This window comes from Pseudoxanthomonas daejeonensis (assembly GCF_010093205.1).
Classification (GTDB): Bacteria; Pseudomonadota; Gammaproteobacteria; order Xanthomonadales; family Xanthomonadaceae; genus Pseudoxanthomonas; species Pseudoxanthomonas daejeonensis.
Genome location: NZ_PDWN01000009.1, coordinates 70,989 through 87,164 on the forward strand (window position 1 = coordinate 70,989; position 16,176 = coordinate 87,164).

Annotated in this window: 15 protein-coding genes; 12 read left to right on the top strand and 3 right to left on the bottom strand. The window is 68.9% G+C overall.

All coding sequences use genetic code 11. The features are described from left to right. Nucleotides 1–82: 82 nt before the first annotated feature. From CSC65_RS10290 to CSC65_RS10310, 5 genes are all read left to right on the top strand, one after another. Nucleotides 83–1,213 (top strand): GNAT family N-acetyltransferase, encoded by a 1,131-nt coding sequence (locus CSC65_RS10290; RefSeq protein WP_162410485.1) that lies wholly within the window; start codon nt 83–85, stop codon nt 1,211–1,213. A gap of 28 nt (nt 1,214–1,241) precedes the next feature. Beyond that, nucleotides 1,242–1,991, top strand: a complete 750-nt coding sequence (aat, locus tag CSC65_RS10295; RefSeq protein ID WP_162410486.1) for a leucyl/phenylalanyl-tRNA--protein transferase — start codon at nt 1,242–1,244, stop codon at nt 1,989–1,991. Nucleotides 1,992–2,067: 76 nt separating this feature from the next. Then, nucleotides 2,068–2,286, top strand: coding sequence for a translation initiation factor IF-1 (gene infA / locus CSC65_RS10300; protein WP_162311621.1), 219 nt, complete (start codon nt 2,068–2,070; stop codon nt 2,284–2,286). 252 nt (nt 2,287–2,538) lie between these two features. After that, nucleotides 2,539–2,904 (top strand): hypothetical protein, encoded by a 366-nt coding sequence (locus CSC65_RS10305; protein ID WP_162410487.1) that lies wholly within the window; start codon nt 2,539–2,541, stop codon nt 2,902–2,904. Between the two features lie 233 nt (nt 2,905–3,137). Continuing rightward, the gene (locus CSC65_RS10310; protein ID WP_162410488.1) at nt 3,138–3,488 is read left to right on the top strand and encodes a hypothetical protein; all 351 of its coding nucleotides are present in this window, start codon (nt 3,138–3,140) and stop codon (nt 3,486–3,488) included. Between the two features lie 108 nt (nt 3,489–3,596). On the opposite strand, the gene clpA is transcribed toward CSC65_RS10310, so the two are convergent. Together clpA and clpS are read right to left on the bottom strand one after the other, a co-directional pair. After that, the gene (gene clpA / locus CSC65_RS10315) at nt 3,597–5,882 is read right to left on the bottom strand and encodes an ATP-dependent Clp protease ATP-binding subunit ClpA (RefSeq protein WP_162410489.1); all 2,286 of its coding nucleotides are present in this window, start codon (nt 5,880–5,882) and stop codon (nt 3,597–3,599) included. 124 nt (nt 5,883–6,006) lie between these two features. Next, on the bottom strand, nt 6,007–6,327 hold the full coding sequence (clpS, locus tag CSC65_RS10320; RefSeq protein ID WP_162410490.1) for an ATP-dependent Clp protease adapter ClpS: 321 nt from the start codon (nt 6,325–6,327) through the stop codon (nt 6,007–6,009). A 97-nt stretch (nt 6,328–6,424) separates the two neighbouring features. Between clpS and CSC65_RS10325 the strand changes: the two genes are divergently transcribed. The 6 genes from CSC65_RS10325 to CSC65_RS10350 all read left to right on the top strand — a co-directional run bounded on the left by CSC65_RS10325 (nt 6,425) and on the right by CSC65_RS10350 (nt 10,895). Then, nucleotides 6,425–6,916 carry a type III secretion system chaperone family protein gene (locus CSC65_RS10325; RefSeq protein WP_162410491.1) on the top strand — a complete coding sequence of 164 codons (492 nt, stop codon included), beginning with the start codon at nt 6,425–6,427 and terminating at the stop codon, nt 6,914–6,916. Nucleotides 6,917–6,920: 4 nt separating this feature from the next. Beyond that, complete coding sequence (locus CSC65_RS10330) at nt 6,921–7,379, top strand: NUDIX hydrolase (protein WP_162410492.1); 459 nt, start codon at nt 6,921–6,923, stop codon at nt 7,377–7,379. 28 nt (nt 7,380–7,407) lie between these two features. Then, a complete protein-coding gene (gene mnmA, locus CSC65_RS10335) occupies nt 7,408–8,508 on the top strand; it encodes a tRNA 2-thiouridine(34) synthase MnmA (protein WP_162410493.1) in 1,101 nt (366 codons plus the stop codon). A 170-nt stretch (nt 8,509–8,678) separates the two neighbouring features. Next, nucleotides 8,679–9,290, top strand: coding sequence for a high frequency lysogenization protein HflD (gene hflD / locus CSC65_RS10340; protein WP_162410494.1), 612 nt, complete (start codon nt 8,679–8,681; stop codon nt 9,288–9,290). Nucleotides 9,291–9,379: 89 nt separating this feature from the next. Further along, entirely contained in the window at nt 9,380–10,573 is a 1,194-nt protein-coding gene (locus tag CSC65_RS10345; RefSeq protein ID WP_162410495.1) for a methyl-accepting chemotaxis protein, read from the top strand. Nucleotides 10,574–10,676: 103 nt separating this feature from the next. Further along, complete coding sequence (locus tag CSC65_RS10350; RefSeq protein ID WP_162410496.1) at nt 10,677–10,895, top strand: hypothetical protein; 219 nt, start codon at nt 10,677–10,679, stop codon at nt 10,893–10,895. A 244-nt stretch (nt 10,896–11,139) separates the two neighbouring features. Here CSC65_RS10350 and CSC65_RS10355 read toward each other — a convergent pair whose 3' ends face one another. Beyond that, complete coding sequence (locus CSC65_RS10355; protein WP_162410497.1) at nt 11,140–13,932, bottom strand: EAL domain-containing protein; 2,793 nt, start codon at nt 13,930–13,932, stop codon at nt 11,140–11,142. Nucleotides 13,933–14,142: 210 nt separating this feature from the next. Between CSC65_RS10355 and CSC65_RS10360 the strand changes: the two genes are divergently transcribed. After that, on the top strand, nt 14,143–16,173 hold the full coding sequence (locus CSC65_RS10360) for a PAS domain S-box protein (protein WP_162410498.1): 2,031 nt from the start codon (nt 14,143–14,145) through the stop codon (nt 16,171–16,173). Nucleotides 16,174–16,176 lie beyond the last annotated feature (3 nt).

A 16,176-nucleotide genomic window follows, 5' to 3' on the forward strand; every position in this document is an offset into this window, starting at 1 on the left:
GATGCCGCCGTCCCGACCCGGTACGGCGGCACGCTGACCGTCCGCGACGTCCTGGCGCCATGGCTCGGGGCAAGCGTCCGCGATGACCCTGCAGGTCCGCTTGCTGCCTGCGCTGGCGCAGGTCGACGCGGTGCAATGGGACGCGCTGCACGACGGTGCCAATCCATTCCTCTGCCATGCCTTCCTCGAAGGCCTGGAGCGCCATGGCTGCCTGCGCGAGGACTGGGGCTGGACCCCGCGCCACCTGACCCTGTGGGAGGGCGAGCGACTGGTGGCGGCGGCACCGGGCTACCTCAAGGCCAACTCGCACGGCGAGTTCGTGTTCGACCACGCGTGGGCCCATGCCTACGCGCGCCACGGACTGGATTACTACCCCAAGTGGCTGTTCGCGGTGCCCTACTCCCCGGTTACCGGGCCGCGCCTGCTCGCGCGCGATGAGGCCTGCAGGCGTGCACTGCTTGTCGAGATCGCGCGGCGGACCGCGGCCGATGCCGTGTCGTCGGCCCACGTCAACTTCCACACCGAAGCGGAGGACCGCCTGTTCGACGAGGACTGGCTGTCGCGGATAGACGTGCAGTACCACTGGCACAACCAGGATGGCTGGGCGGATTTAGATGCCTTCCTTGCCGCGATGGACCACAAGCACCGCAAGAACATCCGCCAGGAACGGGCGAAGGTGCAGCGCGCCGGGGTCACCTTCCGTCGAGTGCATGGCGACGAAGCCACGCCCGGGGACCTCGATGCGATCCACCGCTTCTACCTGCAGACGTTTCGCGACTACGGCAACGCACCCGCACTGACCCGGGATTTCATTGGACATATTGCGCGAATAATGCCTCGCAATATATTGATAATATTGGCAATACGTAATGGCGTCGCGGTCGCCGGTGCGCTCTGCCTGCGCGGTACCGACGCGCTGTACGGCCGCTACTGGGGCGCGGACGGGGTATTGCCGGGGCTGCACTTCGAGACCTGCTACTACCAGGGCATCGAGTACTGCCTGGAGCATGGTCTGGCGCGGTTCGAGCCCGGCGCGCAGGGCGAGCACAAGCTGGCCAGGGGCTTTCTCCCGACCCTTGTCCGCAGTCGCCACCGGATCACCCATCCACAGTTCCGGCAGGCGCTGCGCGACTGGTGCACCGAGGAGACCAGTTCCGTGCAGCGGTATGCCGCCAACCTGGTCGCCCACTCGCCCTTCCGGGCATCGTCCTGATGGGCGCGGGCCACCCTAGACTCGCGTGATGGCTGCCCGACCCTACCTGCTGCCGGACGACCCCGGCGCGCCGTTTCCGCCGGCCAGCCAGGCCCTGCGCGAACCCGACGGCCTGCTTGCCGTGGGCGGCGACCTGTCGCCCGGGCGCCTGCTGGCGGCCTATCGCGGCGGCATCTTTCCCTGGTACTCGCGGGACCAGCCGATCCTGTGGTGGAGCCCTGACCCGAGGATGGTGTTCCGCACCGATGCGGTGCACCTGTCCTCGCGGCTGCGTCGCGAACTGCGCCGCAGCCGCTGGTGCATCCGCGCCGATACCGCGTTCGATGCGGTGCTGGCCGCGTGCGCCGAGACACCCCGCCCCGGGCAACGCGGCACGTGGATCACGCCGGAGATGCGACTGGCCTATGCGCGCCTGCACCGCCTGGGCCACGCCCACTCGGTGGAGGTGCTGGATGGAGACGGACAGCTTGTGGGCGGCATCTATGGCGTGGCGATCGGGCGGATGTTCTTCGGAGAGAGCATGTTCAGCGCCCAGCCCGGAGGCTCGAAGGTGGCCCTGGCGGCACTGGCCCGCCAGCTGGATGGATGGGGCTGGCCGCTGCTCGATGCCCAGGTCGAGAATCCCCACCTCTACACGCTGGGGGGCGAGACCTGGCCGCGCGCGCGCTTCCTGGAATCGGTGGAAAAGCTGGTAGGCCAGCGTGGCCGGGATGGAAGCTGGACCGCGGCATTCGGCACCCTGCAGGCCTCGACGCTAACCGTTGCGACCGCCTGTTAACATAATTTTTGCCTTTGCCGCCAGCCTGGCGTAAAATACCCGGCTTTCCGCCCGCCCGCGCCTAATCTGGAACCGCATGTCGAAAGACGACTCCATCGAGTTCGAAGGCACCGTCGCCGAGACGCTGCCCAACACCACGTTCAGGGTACGCCTGGAGAACGGGCATGAAATCATCGCCCACATCTCCGGCCGCATGCGCAAGAACTACATCCGCATCCTCACCGGCGACAAGGTGAAGGTGGAGATGACGCCGTACGACCTGACCAAGGGACGCATCACCTATCGCATGAAGTGATCGCCCACGGCATGATCGCCATGCGTGCGAAAGAAGGCGGCCATTGGCCGCCTTTTTCTTTGCGCGTCCTGATGGAAAAGCACGGCTGCTGAAGTGGGCAGTCACGCACACCCGTGCGTGCGATATGAACGTGCCATTACTGTCGGCACCTCCATGACCTTGGTCATTGTCACCATAGGCAGGTTCACGAATCCGGGGTGGCGCATAGCCTGTGCGCGGTCCAATCCGGACCGGACCCGACCCCATATCGCCATGAACATCAAGCGTCTTTGCACTGCAGTGTTCCTCGCCAGCGCAGCGTTCGCCGCCAACGCCGCTGAAAGCACTTCGATCACCGATTGCGTCGACCTGAGCACCAACCAGGAGATCGTTCGTGGCGGTGGCGCCCAGAACATGTTGCTGCGCGACGGCGACGCCCACTACCTGGTCGGCTTCCGCGGCGACTGCAGTTCGCTGGCCACCGCGACCAGCATCGAGATCAGCACCGATGGTGCGGCCAACCGCCTCTGCCCGAAGGGCAGCAAGGTCAAGACCAACCGTTCGACGTGCAGCGTCGGCAAGGTCGAATCGCTCGAAGCCGAAGAGTTCGCCAGCCGCAAGAAGCGCATCTCGCGCTGATTTCCGGCGCAGGACCGTCGCCTACCGTCTCCTCGTCGTGGCGGGCGGCGGCGGTCCTGCCATCTACGTGGCTTCAAGTCGGGCCCGGCGTCGATAGCTCGATGCACCGCCGGAAGTCACCGCCCCCATCGGGCCAATGACGACGGTCATTGTCACCACAGGCAGATTCGCGGCCCGTGCGGCGGTCCTAGCCTGAGTCCGGTCCAATCCGGACCGGCGCCAGCCACACTGCCATGGATACCAAGCGTTTTCTCGCTGCCGCTTTCCTTGCGGGCATCGCCTTCGCGGCTACCGCCAACGAAGCCCCCGCGCTCACCACATGCATCGACCTGGGCCCGGACCGTGACATCACGCGCCACGGCAGCACGTCGTCCTTCAGCCTGCGCGACGGCGAAAGCTACTATCACGTCGAATTGCGTGGCGCCTGCCACTCGTTGGCTTCGGCCCGGTCGGTTTCGATAAGGTCCCAGGGTGTCGACAACCGCGTGTGCCCGAAGGGTACCCGGGTGCAGACCCGCTACGACATCTGCCAGGTGAAGCGGATCGAGGCGATCGGAGTTTCGCCTGCTGCGCACCCGCATTGAACCCGCGGACCATGGCTGCCGCTGGGTACGAGGCGTGGGACATTCCGGTCGCCGCGCATGCTGGCCACTAGCGCGCCGGGGCTCTCGCCACCCGGCGCGCGCGCAGGGTCACACTGTCGCGGGCAACAGCCGTTCCGGTTCGGAGTGGCTCTCCACCACGAGCACCCCATCGACGACGTCGATGTCGACCCGGCCACCGTCGACCAGCTTGCCGAACAGCAGTTCGTCGGCCAGAGGGCGCTTGATCTTGTCCTGGATCACACGCGCCATCGGCCGGGCGCCCATCAGCGGGTCGAAGCCGTGCTGCGCCAGCCACTCGCGGGCGGTCGGCGAAGCCGACAGGGCCACGTGCTTCTCGTTGAGCTGCATTTCCAGCTCGATCAGGAACTTATCGACCACGCGCAGGATGTGTTCGAAGCCCAGCGGCTGGAACTGCACCACCGCGTCGAGGCGGTTGCGGAACTCGGGGCTGAAACCGCGGCGGATCGCTTCCATCGCGTCGGTCGAGTGATCCTGCCGGGTGAAGCCGATCGAACGCCGCGACGCCTGCGCCGCCCCTGCATTGGTGGTCATCACGATCACCACGTTCTTGAAGTTCGCTTCGCGCCCGTTGGTGTCGGTCAGCACGCCGCGGTCCATGACCTGCAGCAGGATGTTGAAGATGTCCGGGTGCGCCTTCTCGACCTCATCCAGCAGCAGCACGCAGTGCGGCGTCTTGACGATCTTCTCGGTCAGCAGGCCGCCCTGGTCGAAACCGACATAGCCCGGAGGCGCGCCAATCAGGCGCGACACCGAGTGCGGTTCCATGTACTCGGACATGTCGAAGCGGACCAGTTCGATGCCCAGCTGCAACGCCAGCTGCTTGGTCACTTCGGTCTTGCCCACGCCGGTGGGCCCGGCGAACAGGAAGTTGCCGATCGGCTTGTCCGGGTTGGCCAGGCCGCTGCGCGCCAGCTTGATCGCCGAGGCCAGGGTCTCGATCGCCGGATCCTGGCCGAAGATCACCATCTTCAGGTTGCGCTCCAGGTGCTGGAGCACGTCCTTGTCGGTGGCGCTGACCTGCTTGGCAGGGATCCGCGCCATCTTGGCGACGATGGTCTCGATCTCCTCGACGTCGATCAGCTCCTTGCGCGTGCTGGGCGGCAGCAGGCGCTGGCGCGCGCCGGCTTCGTCGATCACGTCGATGGCCTTGTCGGGCAGCAGCCGGTCGGCGATGTGCTTGACCGACAGCTCCACGGCCGCCTGCAGCGCCTCGTCGGCGTAGGTGACGCCATGGTGGGCCTCGTAACGGGGCTTGAGGCCCTGCAGGATCTCGTAGGTCTCGCCCACGGTCGGTTCGACGATGTCGATCTTCTGGAAGCGGCGGGCCAGCGCCCGGTCCTTCTCGAAGATGCCGCGGTACTCCTGGAACGTGGTCGAGCCAATGCAGCGCAGCTCGCCGGACGCCAGTGCCGGCTTGATCAGGTTGGAGGCATCCATGGTGCCGCCGGAGGCCGAGCCGGCACCGATGATGGTGTGGATCTCGTCGATGAACAGGATCGCGCCGGGGATCTTCCTGATCGACGAAAGCACGCCCTTCAGGCGCTTCTCGAAGTCGCCGCGATACTTGGTCCCGGCCACCAGCGCGCCCAGGTCCAGTGCGTAGATCACCGCATCCGACAGCACGTCCGGGACCTCGCCTTCGACGATCCGCTTGGCCAGGCCCTCGGCGATCGCGGTCTTGCCCACGCCGGCCTCGCCCACGTACAGCGGGTTGTTCTTGCGCCGGCGGCACAGCACCTGGATGGTGCGCTCGATCTCGTCGGCGCGGCCGACCAGCGGGTCGATCTTGCCGATCCGCGCCTGTTCGTTGAGGTTGGTGGCGTACTCGGCCAGGGCATCGGTCTTGCCGTCGCCCTCGCCGGCCTCGGCCTTGCCCTCGCCGTCGCTCGGCGCCGACGAGCCGCTGTCCTGTTCGTCGCCGAGCTTGGCGATGCCATGGGACAGGTAATTGACGACGTCCAGCCGGGTGACGTCCTGCTGGGTCAGGAAATAGACCGCGTGCGAATCCTTCTCGCCGAAGATGGCCACCAGCACGTTGGCGCCGGTCACCTCCTTCTTGCCGGAGGACTGCACGTGGTAGACGGCCCGCTGCAGCACGCGCTGGAATCCGAGCGTGGGCTGGGTGTCGCGGCCGTCGTCTTCGGCCAGGCGCGAGACGGACGCCTCGATGGCCTGGTCGAGCTCGCCGCGCAGGCGGACAGAATCGGCCCCGCACGCCCTGAGCACGGCCTGGGCGGAAGGATTGTCGAGCAGCGCCAGCAACAGGTGCTCGACGGTCATGAATTCATGACGTGCTTCTCGAGCGCGCTTGTAGCACTGGCCGATGGTCTGTTCGAGGTCTTTGCTGAACATGGTGGACTCCGGCGGTATGCCAACAATATGCGGCCTGTTACCCGGAATTCCACAACCCCCTCGGATCGCTGCGTTCAGCCTGCGGCACGCCGGGGCGACCGGGCCCTCCGGCCCGGCAGGCCGCTCAGGCCTTTTCCATGCTGCACAGCAAGGGATGCTGGTTCATCCGCGAGAATTCATTGACCTGGGCGACCTTGGATTCGGCCACTTCCCGCGTGAAGACGCCGCAGACGCCGCGGCCGCGGGTATGCACGTGGAGCATCACCTGGGTGGCCCGTTCCATGTCCAGGGCGAAGAACTGCTGCAGCACCGCCACGACGAAGTCCATGGGGGTGTAATCGTCGTTGAGCAGGACCACCTGGTACATCGGCGGTGGCGCGACTTCGGGCTTGCCCGGATCGACCAGGGTCCCGTGTTCGTGTTCGTGTCGGGGGGTGTGGGGCATGGCCGCGATTATAACGGTCGCCTGCCGATGGACTCGATCGCGCTGGCTGCCGGACAATACCGTCGCGCCACCATCACAACTCAAACCAGGGATTCCCATGTCGCTGCGTCGCCTCGCCGTCCTGCTCCTGCTGGTCCTCCTCCCGCTTTCCGCCCTCGCAGCACCGAAAGCCGATCCGTCGGTAGCCGCAATGCTCGACGAGCTGGGCTACAAATACGAAGTGGATGGCGATGGTGATTACAAGATGATCATGGCCCTCGAGGGCAAGGACAACGCCGAGCGCAGCCAGCTGGTATTCGTCCGTTCGCCGGTGGAGACCTATGGCAGCCATCGCATCCGCGAGATCTGGTCGCCCGCCTACAAGTCCAGCGGCGCCTTCCCGGGGCCGGTCGCCAACCGGCTGCTGGAAGCGTCGAACGACCTCAAGCTCGGCGCCTGGGTCAAGCACAACGGGCATGCGCTGCTCGTGGTGAAGCTCGACGCCGCAGCCGGTGCCGAGGCGCTGGACCAGGCGATCAACGCCGCGGTGACCAGCGCCGACGAAATGGAGCGGGAACTGGCTGGCGACCCCGACAGCGACGAGTTCTGAGCCGTTGGCCACCCTGCCCGTCCGCGATTGGCATCCCGACGTGACCGTGGCGAGCGTGGTCGTCCGTGACGGGCGCCTGTTGCAGGTCGAAGAGCGCATCGAGGGTCGCCTGGTCCTGAACCAGCCGGCCGGCCACCTCGAGCCGGGCGAGACCCTGGCCGAGGGGGCGGTGCGCGAGACCCTCGAGGAAACCGGCTGGGAGATCGCCGTGGAGGCCTTCATCGGCACCTACCAGTGGACCGCGCCGGGCGGGCAGCAGTACCTGCGGTTCGCCTTTGCCGGCCGGGCAGTGGCCCATGATCCGTCACGCCGGCTGGACGAGGGCATCGAGCGTGCCGTCTGGCTGACGCCGGCCGAACTGCGCGCGCGGGCCGGCGACCACCGCAGCCCGCTGGTCTGGCAGGTCGCCGCCGACTGGCTGGCCGGGCGGCGCCATCCGCTGTCGCTGGTGCAGGCGCTGTGACCCTGCCGGCCTGCATGGAGGCCTGTCGATGAGCGCGCCGCGCACGGTGGTCGGCGTGTCCGGTGGCGTCGACTCCTCGGTGGCCGCCTGGCTGCTGGCCCGCTCCGGCGAGTCCATCGCGGGCCTGTTCATGCAGAACTGGGACGACGACGGCAGCGGAGAGTGCCGTGCCGAGGAGGATCGCCGCGATGCGGTCGCCGTCTGCGGCCGGCTCGGCATCCCGTTCCACTTCCGCGACTTCTCGAAACAGTACTGGGCCGGCGTGTTCGAGCACTTCCTGGCCGAATACGCCGCCGGGCGCACGCCCAACCCGGACGTGCTGTGCAACCGCGAGGTCAAGTTCAAGCACTTCCTGGACGCGGCCCGCGAGCTGGGAGCCGAACGCATCGCCACCGGCCACTACGCGCAGGTCGTCGAATCCGGCGGCCGCTGGCGGCTGCTGCGCGGCGCCGACCGCGACAAGGACCAGAGCTACTTCCTGCACCAGCTCGGCCAGGCCCAGCTGGCCGCCACCGTCTTCCCGATCGGCCACCTGCCCAAGGCGCAGGTGCGCCAGATGGCGCGCGAAGCAGGGCTTGCCAACCATGCCAAGAAGGACTCGACCGGCATCTGTTTCATCGGCGAGCGCGATTTCCGCGAATTCCTCGGCCGCTACCTGCCGGCACAGCCGGGCGAGATCCGAGATCCGGACGGGGTGCGGATCGGCATGCACCCGGGCGTCTTCTACTTCACCCTCGGCCAGCGCGAGGGCCTGAACATCGGCGGCGTGCGCGGCCGGCAGGCGGCGCCGTGGTACGTGGTCGGCAAGGACGTGGCGGGCAACGTCCTCTATGTCGACCAGGACCGCGACAGTCCGTGGCTGCAGTCGCACGCGCTGCGCAGCGAGGCGATGCACTGGGTCGAGGGCGCACCGCCGGCGACCACGTTCGACTGCACCGCGCAGGTCCGCTACCGGCAGCAGGAAGAACCCTGCCACGTGCGCGTCGAGGAGGACGGCAGCGTCTCGGTGCGATTCGTGCGCGCCCAGCGTGCAGCCACGCCCGGACAGTCGCTGGTGCTCTACGACGGCGTGGCGTGCCTGGGCGGTGCCGTGATCGATTCCACCGACGCACCGTCGCCGGGGCGCTAGGACGCCCTTTTCTCTCTGCCGCTGGCGATATGGAGGGCGATCGGCGCCAGGCGCGGGACGAACGTCACACTGCGGCGCCGCATTTCCTCGCCCGCCACCTGCGACGCCCGCTGCGCTCGCGATCGGGCATGGGCGCGGCCGCGGTCGCAACCGCCGGTTAGAATGGACGCATGACTTCTCCCTACGATGATCGCGTGCTGGCGCTGGCCGGCCTGGCCCAGGCGCTGCAACAGGTACGCCGTATCGCCGAGACCGGCCAGAGTGAAACCGGCGCCGCCCGCCCGGTGCTGGACAGCGTGTTCCGCATCGATGCCGACTCCACCGCCCAGATCTACGGCGGCGTGCGCACGCTCGAACCCGGCCTGCGCGTGCTCGCCGACTACCTCGGCAGCCGTGGCGACGACCCGATGCTGCCGCGGCTGGCGTGGGCCACGATCCAGCTCGAGCGCCGGTTCACCGGCGAGCCCAACACCCTGGCCGCGGTGGCCAACGGCATCGCCGCGATCGCCCCGCAGGCCGAAGAACACGACAGCACCCATCCGGAGGTGCTGGCCGCGCTGGGCGGGCTGTATGCGGACACCATCAGCCACCTGCGGCCGCGGATCATGGTCCAGGGCAACCCGCACTACCTCGGCCAGCCCGGCGTGGTCTCGGAAATACGCGCCCTGCTGCTGGCCGCGGTGCGCTCGGCGCTGCTGTGGCGCCAGCTCGGCGGCCACCCGTGGCAGTTCCTGCTCGCCCGCCGGGCGATGATGGAAGCGGTCGGCGGACAGCTGCGCTGAGCACGCTACCGGCGCGTGAAGGCGCCGGTCGTGCTAAAGCCCCCCGGGCTGCGGCCGATACTGCGAACGTAGCTCCGCAGAGATCGCCCATGGACCCCCGACTGATTATCCGCATGGCAGCACCGCTGGTGCTGACACTCCTCACCCCTCTCGCCATCGGCTTTGACTGGCCGCCTGCGGTGCGCTGGGCCATCCTGACGACCCTTACCCTGAGCTGGTTCGGCTTCGCGGCATGGCTGCTGTTGCGCGGGGCCGGCACGCCGGCGCGCTCGCCCGAACACCAGCGCGTCCTGCGCGAGCAGGAACAGCTGCTCGGCGACCTGCGCAGCTTCGTCGGCAAGGAAATCGACGGTTCGCGCCACGAGGTCGAACGCGCCCGTGAACTGATCCGCCAGGCCGTTGCCGGGCTGGGTGGCAGCTTCGATGCGATGAACCGCAAGTCGCGCCAGCAGGGATCGGCGATGGCCCGGATCATCGCCGACCAGGACGGCGCCGGCGGCGTGGATGTCGCCCGCTTCGCCCAGCACGCCAGCTCGCGCATGGAGCAACTGGTGGAGGCGCTGGAACAGGTCGCCGGGCAGAGCACCGTCACCGTGCAGCACATCGACCAGATGGCCCAGCACCTCGACGGCATCTTCGCCCTGCTGGAAGACGTCAAGTCGATCGCCGACCAGACCAATCTGCTGGCGTTGAACGCAGCGATCGAAGCGGCCCGCGCCGGCGAGGCCGGGCGTGGCTTCGCGGTGGTCGCCGACGAGGTGCGCAACCTCTCCGAGCGGTCGACCACCTTCAACGAGCAGATCCGCAAGCTCGCGCACAGTTCCAAGGACGCGATCCAGAAGGTCCGCGAAACGGTCACGCAGATGGCCTCGCGCGACCTGGACCGCTCCCGCGAAGCCCGTGCCGAAGCCGCGCAGATGCTGCAGAACGTCGCGGCGATCAACAGTTCGCTGGGCGATGGCATGCGCGAGATCTCCGAATGCGGCCGTGCCATCGACGGCTCCGTCGCCGAAGCGGTGCGCGCCCTGCAGTTCGAGGACATCGCCACCCAGGCCCTGGGCGGCGCACACGTGCACCTGGACCGCCTCGATGCGATCAACCGCGAAGCGCTGGCCCTGCAGGAGCTGCTCCATCGCAGCAACGGCGCGGCCGACGAGGATGTGATGCGCGCATTGCAGCGCCTGGGCCAGCGCCTGCGCGACCTGCGCGGCGACTGGGAGCAGCCGCCGCACAAGCCGGTCGCCCAGCAGAGCATGGGTGCCGGTACCGTCGAGCTGTTCTGAGATGGAGCACTACGGGATGCCGCCGCGCGATACCGGTGCGGCCCTCCCCGCCAAGCCCCGGCCCCTAGCCGGGGCCTTGGCCTTTGCCGGCAGCGAGGCGGCCATGGGAGCCGCCCCTGTCCCGGCTCCCGATCAGTCGGTGGCCACCGCGAACGCCGGGAGTGAAGCTGCCTCCCCCGCCGCCCGCAAGGCGGTCCTGTCCCGCCTGGAGCAGCTCGCCAACGACGAGATCGGAGCGGCACGGGCGCTGGTGGAAGCGAAGCAGATGGCCGACGTGCTGGCCGCCTGCATCGATTGGGACCTGGACTCCTCGACCGGCTGAGGCTTCGGCAGGCTGACGCCGTCATCGCAACGCGCCAGGCGCGCGCCGCCTGCAGCCTGCACTGCCCCCAGTTGCAACGCGTGCCCCGGGAAAGCCTCAGGCGTCCTCGCGACGCTGACGTGACCGGGCCTGCGCACCTGCGCAGATCGGCTTCAGTACCGTCCACGTGATCACGTGACCTCCAGATCCCTTCCACGAAAAAAGGGCCGCCACCGGCAGCCCCTTCCAGATCCCGGGGGAGTCCTCAGCGGCCGTGCGATGCCAGGCCCGCGGTCCAGCCGGCAGGGCCGGCCTCGGGCGACAGCTGGCGCAGCCACTGCGCCAGTTCGCGTGGCGGCAGCGGCCGCGTGTACAGGTAGCCCTGGATCTCGTCGCAGCCCCAGCGGGCGAGCTGCGCCTGTTCTTCCAGCGTTTCCACCCCTTCGGCGACCACGCGCATGCCCAGCGCATGGCCCAGGTGGATGATCGCCTGGGTGACTTCACCGGCATTGGCATCACCCAGCATGTCGGTGACGAAGCTGCGGTCGATCTTCAGGCGCTGCACCGGGAATCGGTTGAGGTACTGCAGGTTGGAGAAGCCGGTGCCGAAATCGTCCACCGCCAGCTGCACGCCATGGCGTTCGAACACCTGGAAGCAGTGCCGGACGTTGTCGCTGTCCACGATCAGGGCCGACTCGGTCAACTCGAGTTCCAACCGGCCCGGCGGCCAGCCGGCACGCTGGCACAGGGTCACCACGCGTTCGGCGAAACCGCGGTCGCGCAGCTGCACGCCGGAGACATTGACTGCGATCCGGCCGAAATCGAGCCCGGCCGCATGCCAGGCCACGGCCTGGCGACAGGCCTGCGCGATCACCCACTCGCCCAGCCGCACGATCTCGCCGCACTGCTCGGCCACCGGGATGAACTCGCCCGGATGGCAATGGCCGGCGGGCCGGTGCCAGCGCAGCAGGGCCTCGATGCCCGGCGCCTGCCCATCGCGCAGGCTGACCTGCGGCTGGTAGACCAGGCTGAATTCCTCGCGTTCCAGCGCCCCGCGCAGCGAATGCTCGATCTCGAGCCGGCGCCGCGTCTGGCGGTGGATGTCCTGGTTGTGCAGCTGCCAGCTGTTGCGGCCGCGTTCGCGCGCGGCCCGCAGCGCTGCATGCGCCGCGCGCAGCAGGTCGTCGAAGGCATCGCCGTCGCGGCCGAGCAGCGCGATGCCGACGCTGGCGCCGACCTTGAGCTGTTCGCTGCCGAAGGCCAGCGGCTCGGAGAGCGCGGCGATCAGCCTCGCCGCCAGTGCCTCGGCGGCATCCGGGTCGGTCGGCCCGCGCAGCGCGACGAGGAATTCGTCGCCGCCAAGCCGGCCGAAGAACTCGCCGTTTCCGAGCGCGTGGTGCATGCGCCCGGCGGCGGCCTTGAGCATGGCGTCGCCGGCCGCATGGCCGAACGAATCGTTGATGTTCTTGAAGCCGTCCAGGTCCACCAGCAGCAACGACAGGCCGCCCTCGCCTGCTTCGTCCTGCGCCGCCATGATCGCCTCCTCGGCCTGGGCGCGCAGCAGGAAGCGGTTCGGCAGTCCCGTGAGGAGGTCGTAATGCGAGAGCAGTTCGATCCGCTCGCTGGTCTCGCGCTCGCGGGTGATGTCGCGGTACAGCGCGACCAGCCGCGGCGCCAGGCCCTGGCGCGTATCCATCTCGACCAGGACCTGCACCCACACGCGTTGTCCGCTGTGGCGGTAGAAGCACAGCTCCAGTTGTTCGGGCGGACCGCCTTCGACCAGCCGCGCCAACGCGGCCTCGAACGCCTCGCGCGAGTCGCGCGTGTACAGCGCCAGGGCATCGTCCAGGCCCAGCGGGCCCGGCGGCATGCCGTGGATGCGGCAGCATTCTTCGGTCCACTGCACGCGCCGGCTGACCGGCTCGATCTCGCAGCCGCCGATGTGGCCCAGCGACGAGACCCGGTCCAGCAGTTCGGTACGCCAGCGCAGCAGGGCATCGGCGTTGCGCTGCGCGGTCACGTCCTGGACCTGGCCGAGCACGCGGACGATGTGCCCGTCCGCGTCCATTTCCGGGCGCGCCCACGCCTGCAGCTGCAGGGGCGCACCCAGCGCATCGCCCACTTCCAGGTGGAAGTGCACCGGCTGGCCGTCGCGGCGCATGCGCCGCCACGCGCCACGCAGTGTCGAGGCTGCCGCGCGCGGCAGCCGCCGCAACCAGGCCCGGGCGCTGTCGCGCGGCTGGAACGGATGGCCGGCCAGGTGGTAGAGATCCGCCGGCCACCAGCCGCTGTCGCTGCGCGGATCCCAGGACCACGGCACCATCGCGGCGACGCGCTGGACGTCCTCGAGCAGCGCCTGCTGCCGGCGCAACTCGGACTCGAGCTGCTTCTGTTCTTCGATCGCGGTATGGGTGCCGACCATCCGCAGGGGCCGGCCGTCGGCCGACCAGGCCACGACGCGCCCGCTGTCGCGGACCCAGCGCCAGCTGCCGTCGCGGTGGCGCACGCGGTGCTCGCCGGCATAGACCCCGGCATGCCCGTCCAGGTGCGCCTGCACGCCACGGCGCACGCGCTCGATGTCGTCGGGATGGACCAGCGACAGCGCCGACTCCAGGCTGGTATCGGGCGCGTCGTCGGCGGTGTATCCAAGCATCGCCAGCCAGCTCTCCGAGCGGAACAGGCGGTTGGCGGCGATGTCCCAGTCCCACAGGCCATGCCCGGCACTGTCCAGCGCCACCTGCCAGCGGCCGACGCCTTCCGGATCGGGGATCCCCAGGGTGTAGGCCAGCACGCCCCCTTCCGGCGCGCGCACCGCGCGCAGCCATCCATCGAGCCGGCGTTGCGGCCCCGGCAGGCTGCAGGCCACTGCCTGCAGGCCGTCGGCGGCCAGGATCCGGCGCAGGTCCTGCAGCATCGGCGCGTAGCGGGCCGCCGCATGCTGCAGGCCCAGCGCCTGCGCGGCCGGGTTCGCGGCCAACGGCATGCCGTCGCGATCGAGCACCAGCAGGGCGCTGTCGATCGGATGCTGCATCAGGCTAGCGATCGCACCCGCGTCCATGCCTGCACTCCATGCAATCGCCCGTAGCGGGTCGTCAAGGAGGTAGCGGCCGCCATGGACGTTTGTTGAGCCGTGCCTGTGCGCCCGCCCGCATCGGGCACGCATGCGCTGTGCACGCCGGGGGCACTGATATGCTTGCGATCCACGCCGGGGGGATCGATGCGCGCACAGGAAAAGCCAGACACGCAGGGCCCCGCCCCGGCGGTCGGCATGCCACTGGTGGAATCGAAGGCGCGCGGCCTGGTGTGGCGCATCGCCCTGTTCTACGTCCTCCTGGGCATCTGCTGGATCCTGTTCAGCGACCAGCTCATCGCCAGCCTGTTCGCCGACGTCCGCACCGTCACCCGCCTGCAGAGCTGGAAGGGCGTGGTCTACATGGTGGGTACCGGCCTGCTGCTGTACCTGCTGCTGCGTCCGCTGGTCGATCGCCTGCTCCTTGCGCAGCAGCGACTCGTGAATTCCGAGTCGCGCTACCGGGAGATGTTCGAGGCCAGTCCCAGCCCGATGTGGACCTACGACCTGGAGACGATGCGGATCCTGGATTCCAACCCGGCGGCCAGCAGCTTCCTGGGCTGGTCGCGTGGCGAGTTGCGCGGCATGGAGATGCACATGCTGTGGCCCAGCGAAAGCCGGGAGTACTACGACGCCGGCGTGGCCGCCATCCGCGCCGCGCCCGACCAGCCCTACGCGCGGATCGAGCGCTTGCGGACCAGCGACGGCAGCCATCGCGACGTCGAGATGCGCAGTTCGGAACTGGTCTTCGTCGGCGGCAACCGCATCCGCCTGATCGTGACTTTCGACCGTACCCTGGAGCTGCAATCGCAGCGCTCCCGGGAGCAGGCCATGGCGCGCCTGCAGGAAGCACAGCGGCTGGCCCGGCTGGGCTCGTTCGAGATCGATTCGCAGACCCGTCGTGGCCACTTCAGCCCGATCCTGCAGCACCTGCTGGGCCAGGCCGGTGGCGACGACCGGGCCCGCGCATTGCAGGACGTGCTGGTCGCCGCGGATCCGGTCAACCAGGCGCGCCTGGACCAGCTGCTCGACGAACTGGCCAGCGGGCAGGCGCAGAAGATGGACGTGCTGCTGCCCTTCATCGGCACCGGCGGGCAGGAGCGCCTGCTGCGCCTGCGCGTGCAGGCCGTGGACGAGGACCGGCGCCGGCTCCTGCGCGGAACCGCGCAGGACGTCACCGAGGAGCAGCAGACACGGCGGTTGCTGGGCGAGCGCGAACAGCAGTTCGCGGAACTGATGAGGATCCTGCCCGATGGCGTGATGATCCTGTCCGGCGAACACGTGATCTACGCCAATCCGGCCTGCGCAGGACTGTTCGCCCGGCAGAGCGAGCGCCTGCTGGGCGAGCCGCTGTCGGCGCTGGTCGACGCACCCGACCTGGTGCGGCTGCGCGAATACCTGCAGTCGGGCGCTCCCGGCGAGGAGCCCTCGCCCTGCATGCGCCGCGAGGATGGCAGCACCTTCCGGGTCGCCCTGTCGTGCAGCGACGCGCGCTACGGTGGGCAGCAGTGCAAGCTGCTGGTCATGCGCGACCTGAGCGAGCCCGAGCGCATGCGCTACGACCTGGCCAACAGCAACCAGGAACTGCAGGCGATGGGCCGGCAGCTGTTCACCGCGCAGGAGGACGAACGCCGGGCGATCTCCCGCGAGCTGCACGACGACATCGGCCAGGCGATCACCGCGATGAAGCTGTCCGCGCACGCCGCGATGGGCGAAGCCGACGCGGACCGGCGCCAGGAAGACCTGCATGCGCTGGCCGAAACCGCCGACACGACCCTGGACAAGCTGCGCAACCTGTCCATGCTGCTGCGCCCGCCGCAGCTGGATGCGCTGGGCCTGGAGGCGGCTTTGCGCTGGCACGCGGGCACGTTGATGCGCAACTCGCCGGTGCACCTGGAGCTGGATATCCAGGCCCTGCCGCAGCGCCCGGAGCGTGAGGTGGAGCAGGCCTGCTTCCGCATCGCCCAGGAGGGACTGACCAACGTCCTGCGCCATGCCCGTGCGCGCAGCGTGAGCCTGGCGTTGGAGGATGGCGAAGGCACCTGCCTGCGGCTGCGGATCGAAGATGACGGCCGCGGCTTCGAGCCGGCCGATGCCAGCGGCCTGGGCCTGGTGATCATGCGCGAACGCGCGCAGAGCGTCGGCGGCCAGCTGCGCATCGACGCCCTGCCCGGCCGCGGCACCCGCATCCACCTCCAGCTGCCGTACGCGCAGCAGGCCACGTCCTGAACG

Excerpts from the sequence above, each read along its gene's own strand:
- CSC65_RS10290 (WP_162410485.1), top strand. The coding sequence starts at position 83 with ATGACCCTGCAGGTCCGCTTGCTGCCTGCGCTGGCGCAGGTCGACGCG.
- aat (WP_162410486.1), top strand. The coding sequence starts at position 1,242 with ATGGCTGCCCGACCCTACCTGCTGCCGGACGACCCCGGCGCGCCGTTT.
- infA (WP_162311621.1), top strand. The coding sequence starts at position 2,068 with ATGTCGAAAGACGACTCCATCGAGTTCGAAGGCACCGTCGCCGAGACG.
- CSC65_RS10305 (WP_162410487.1), top strand. The coding sequence starts at position 2,539 with ATGAACATCAAGCGTCTTTGCACTGCAGTGTTCCTCGCCAGCGCAGCG.
- CSC65_RS10310 (WP_162410488.1), top strand. The coding sequence starts at position 3,138 with ATGGATACCAAGCGTTTTCTCGCTGCCGCTTTCCTTGCGGGCATCGCC.
- clpA (WP_162410489.1), bottom strand. The coding sequence starts at position 5,882 with ATGTTCAGCAAAGACCTCGAACAGACCATCGGCCAGTGCTACAAGCGC.
- clpS (WP_162410490.1), bottom strand. The coding sequence starts at position 6,327 with ATGCCCCACACCCCCCGACACGAACACGAACACGGGACCCTGGTCGAT.
- CSC65_RS10325 (WP_162410491.1), top strand. The coding sequence starts at position 6,425 with ATGTCGCTGCGTCGCCTCGCCGTCCTGCTCCTGCTGGTCCTCCTCCCG.
- mnmA (WP_162410493.1), top strand. The coding sequence starts at position 7,408 with ATGAGCGCGCCGCGCACGGTGGTCGGCGTGTCCGGTGGCGTCGACTCC.
- hflD (WP_162410494.1), top strand. The coding sequence starts at position 8,679 with ATGACTTCTCCCTACGATGATCGCGTGCTGGCGCTGGCCGGCCTGGCC.
- CSC65_RS10345 (WP_162410495.1), top strand. The coding sequence starts at position 9,380 with ATGGACCCCCGACTGATTATCCGCATGGCAGCACCGCTGGTGCTGACA.
- CSC65_RS10350 (WP_162410496.1), top strand. The coding sequence starts at position 10,677 with ATGGGAGCCGCCCCTGTCCCGGCTCCCGATCAGTCGGTGGCCACCGCG.
- CSC65_RS10355 (WP_162410497.1), bottom strand. The coding sequence starts at position 13,932 with ATGGACGCGGGTGCGATCGCTAGCCTGATGCAGCATCCGATCGACAGC.
- CSC65_RS10360 (WP_162410498.1), top strand. The coding sequence starts at position 14,143 with ATGCCACTGGTGGAATCGAAGGCGCGCGGCCTGGTGTGGCGCATCGCC.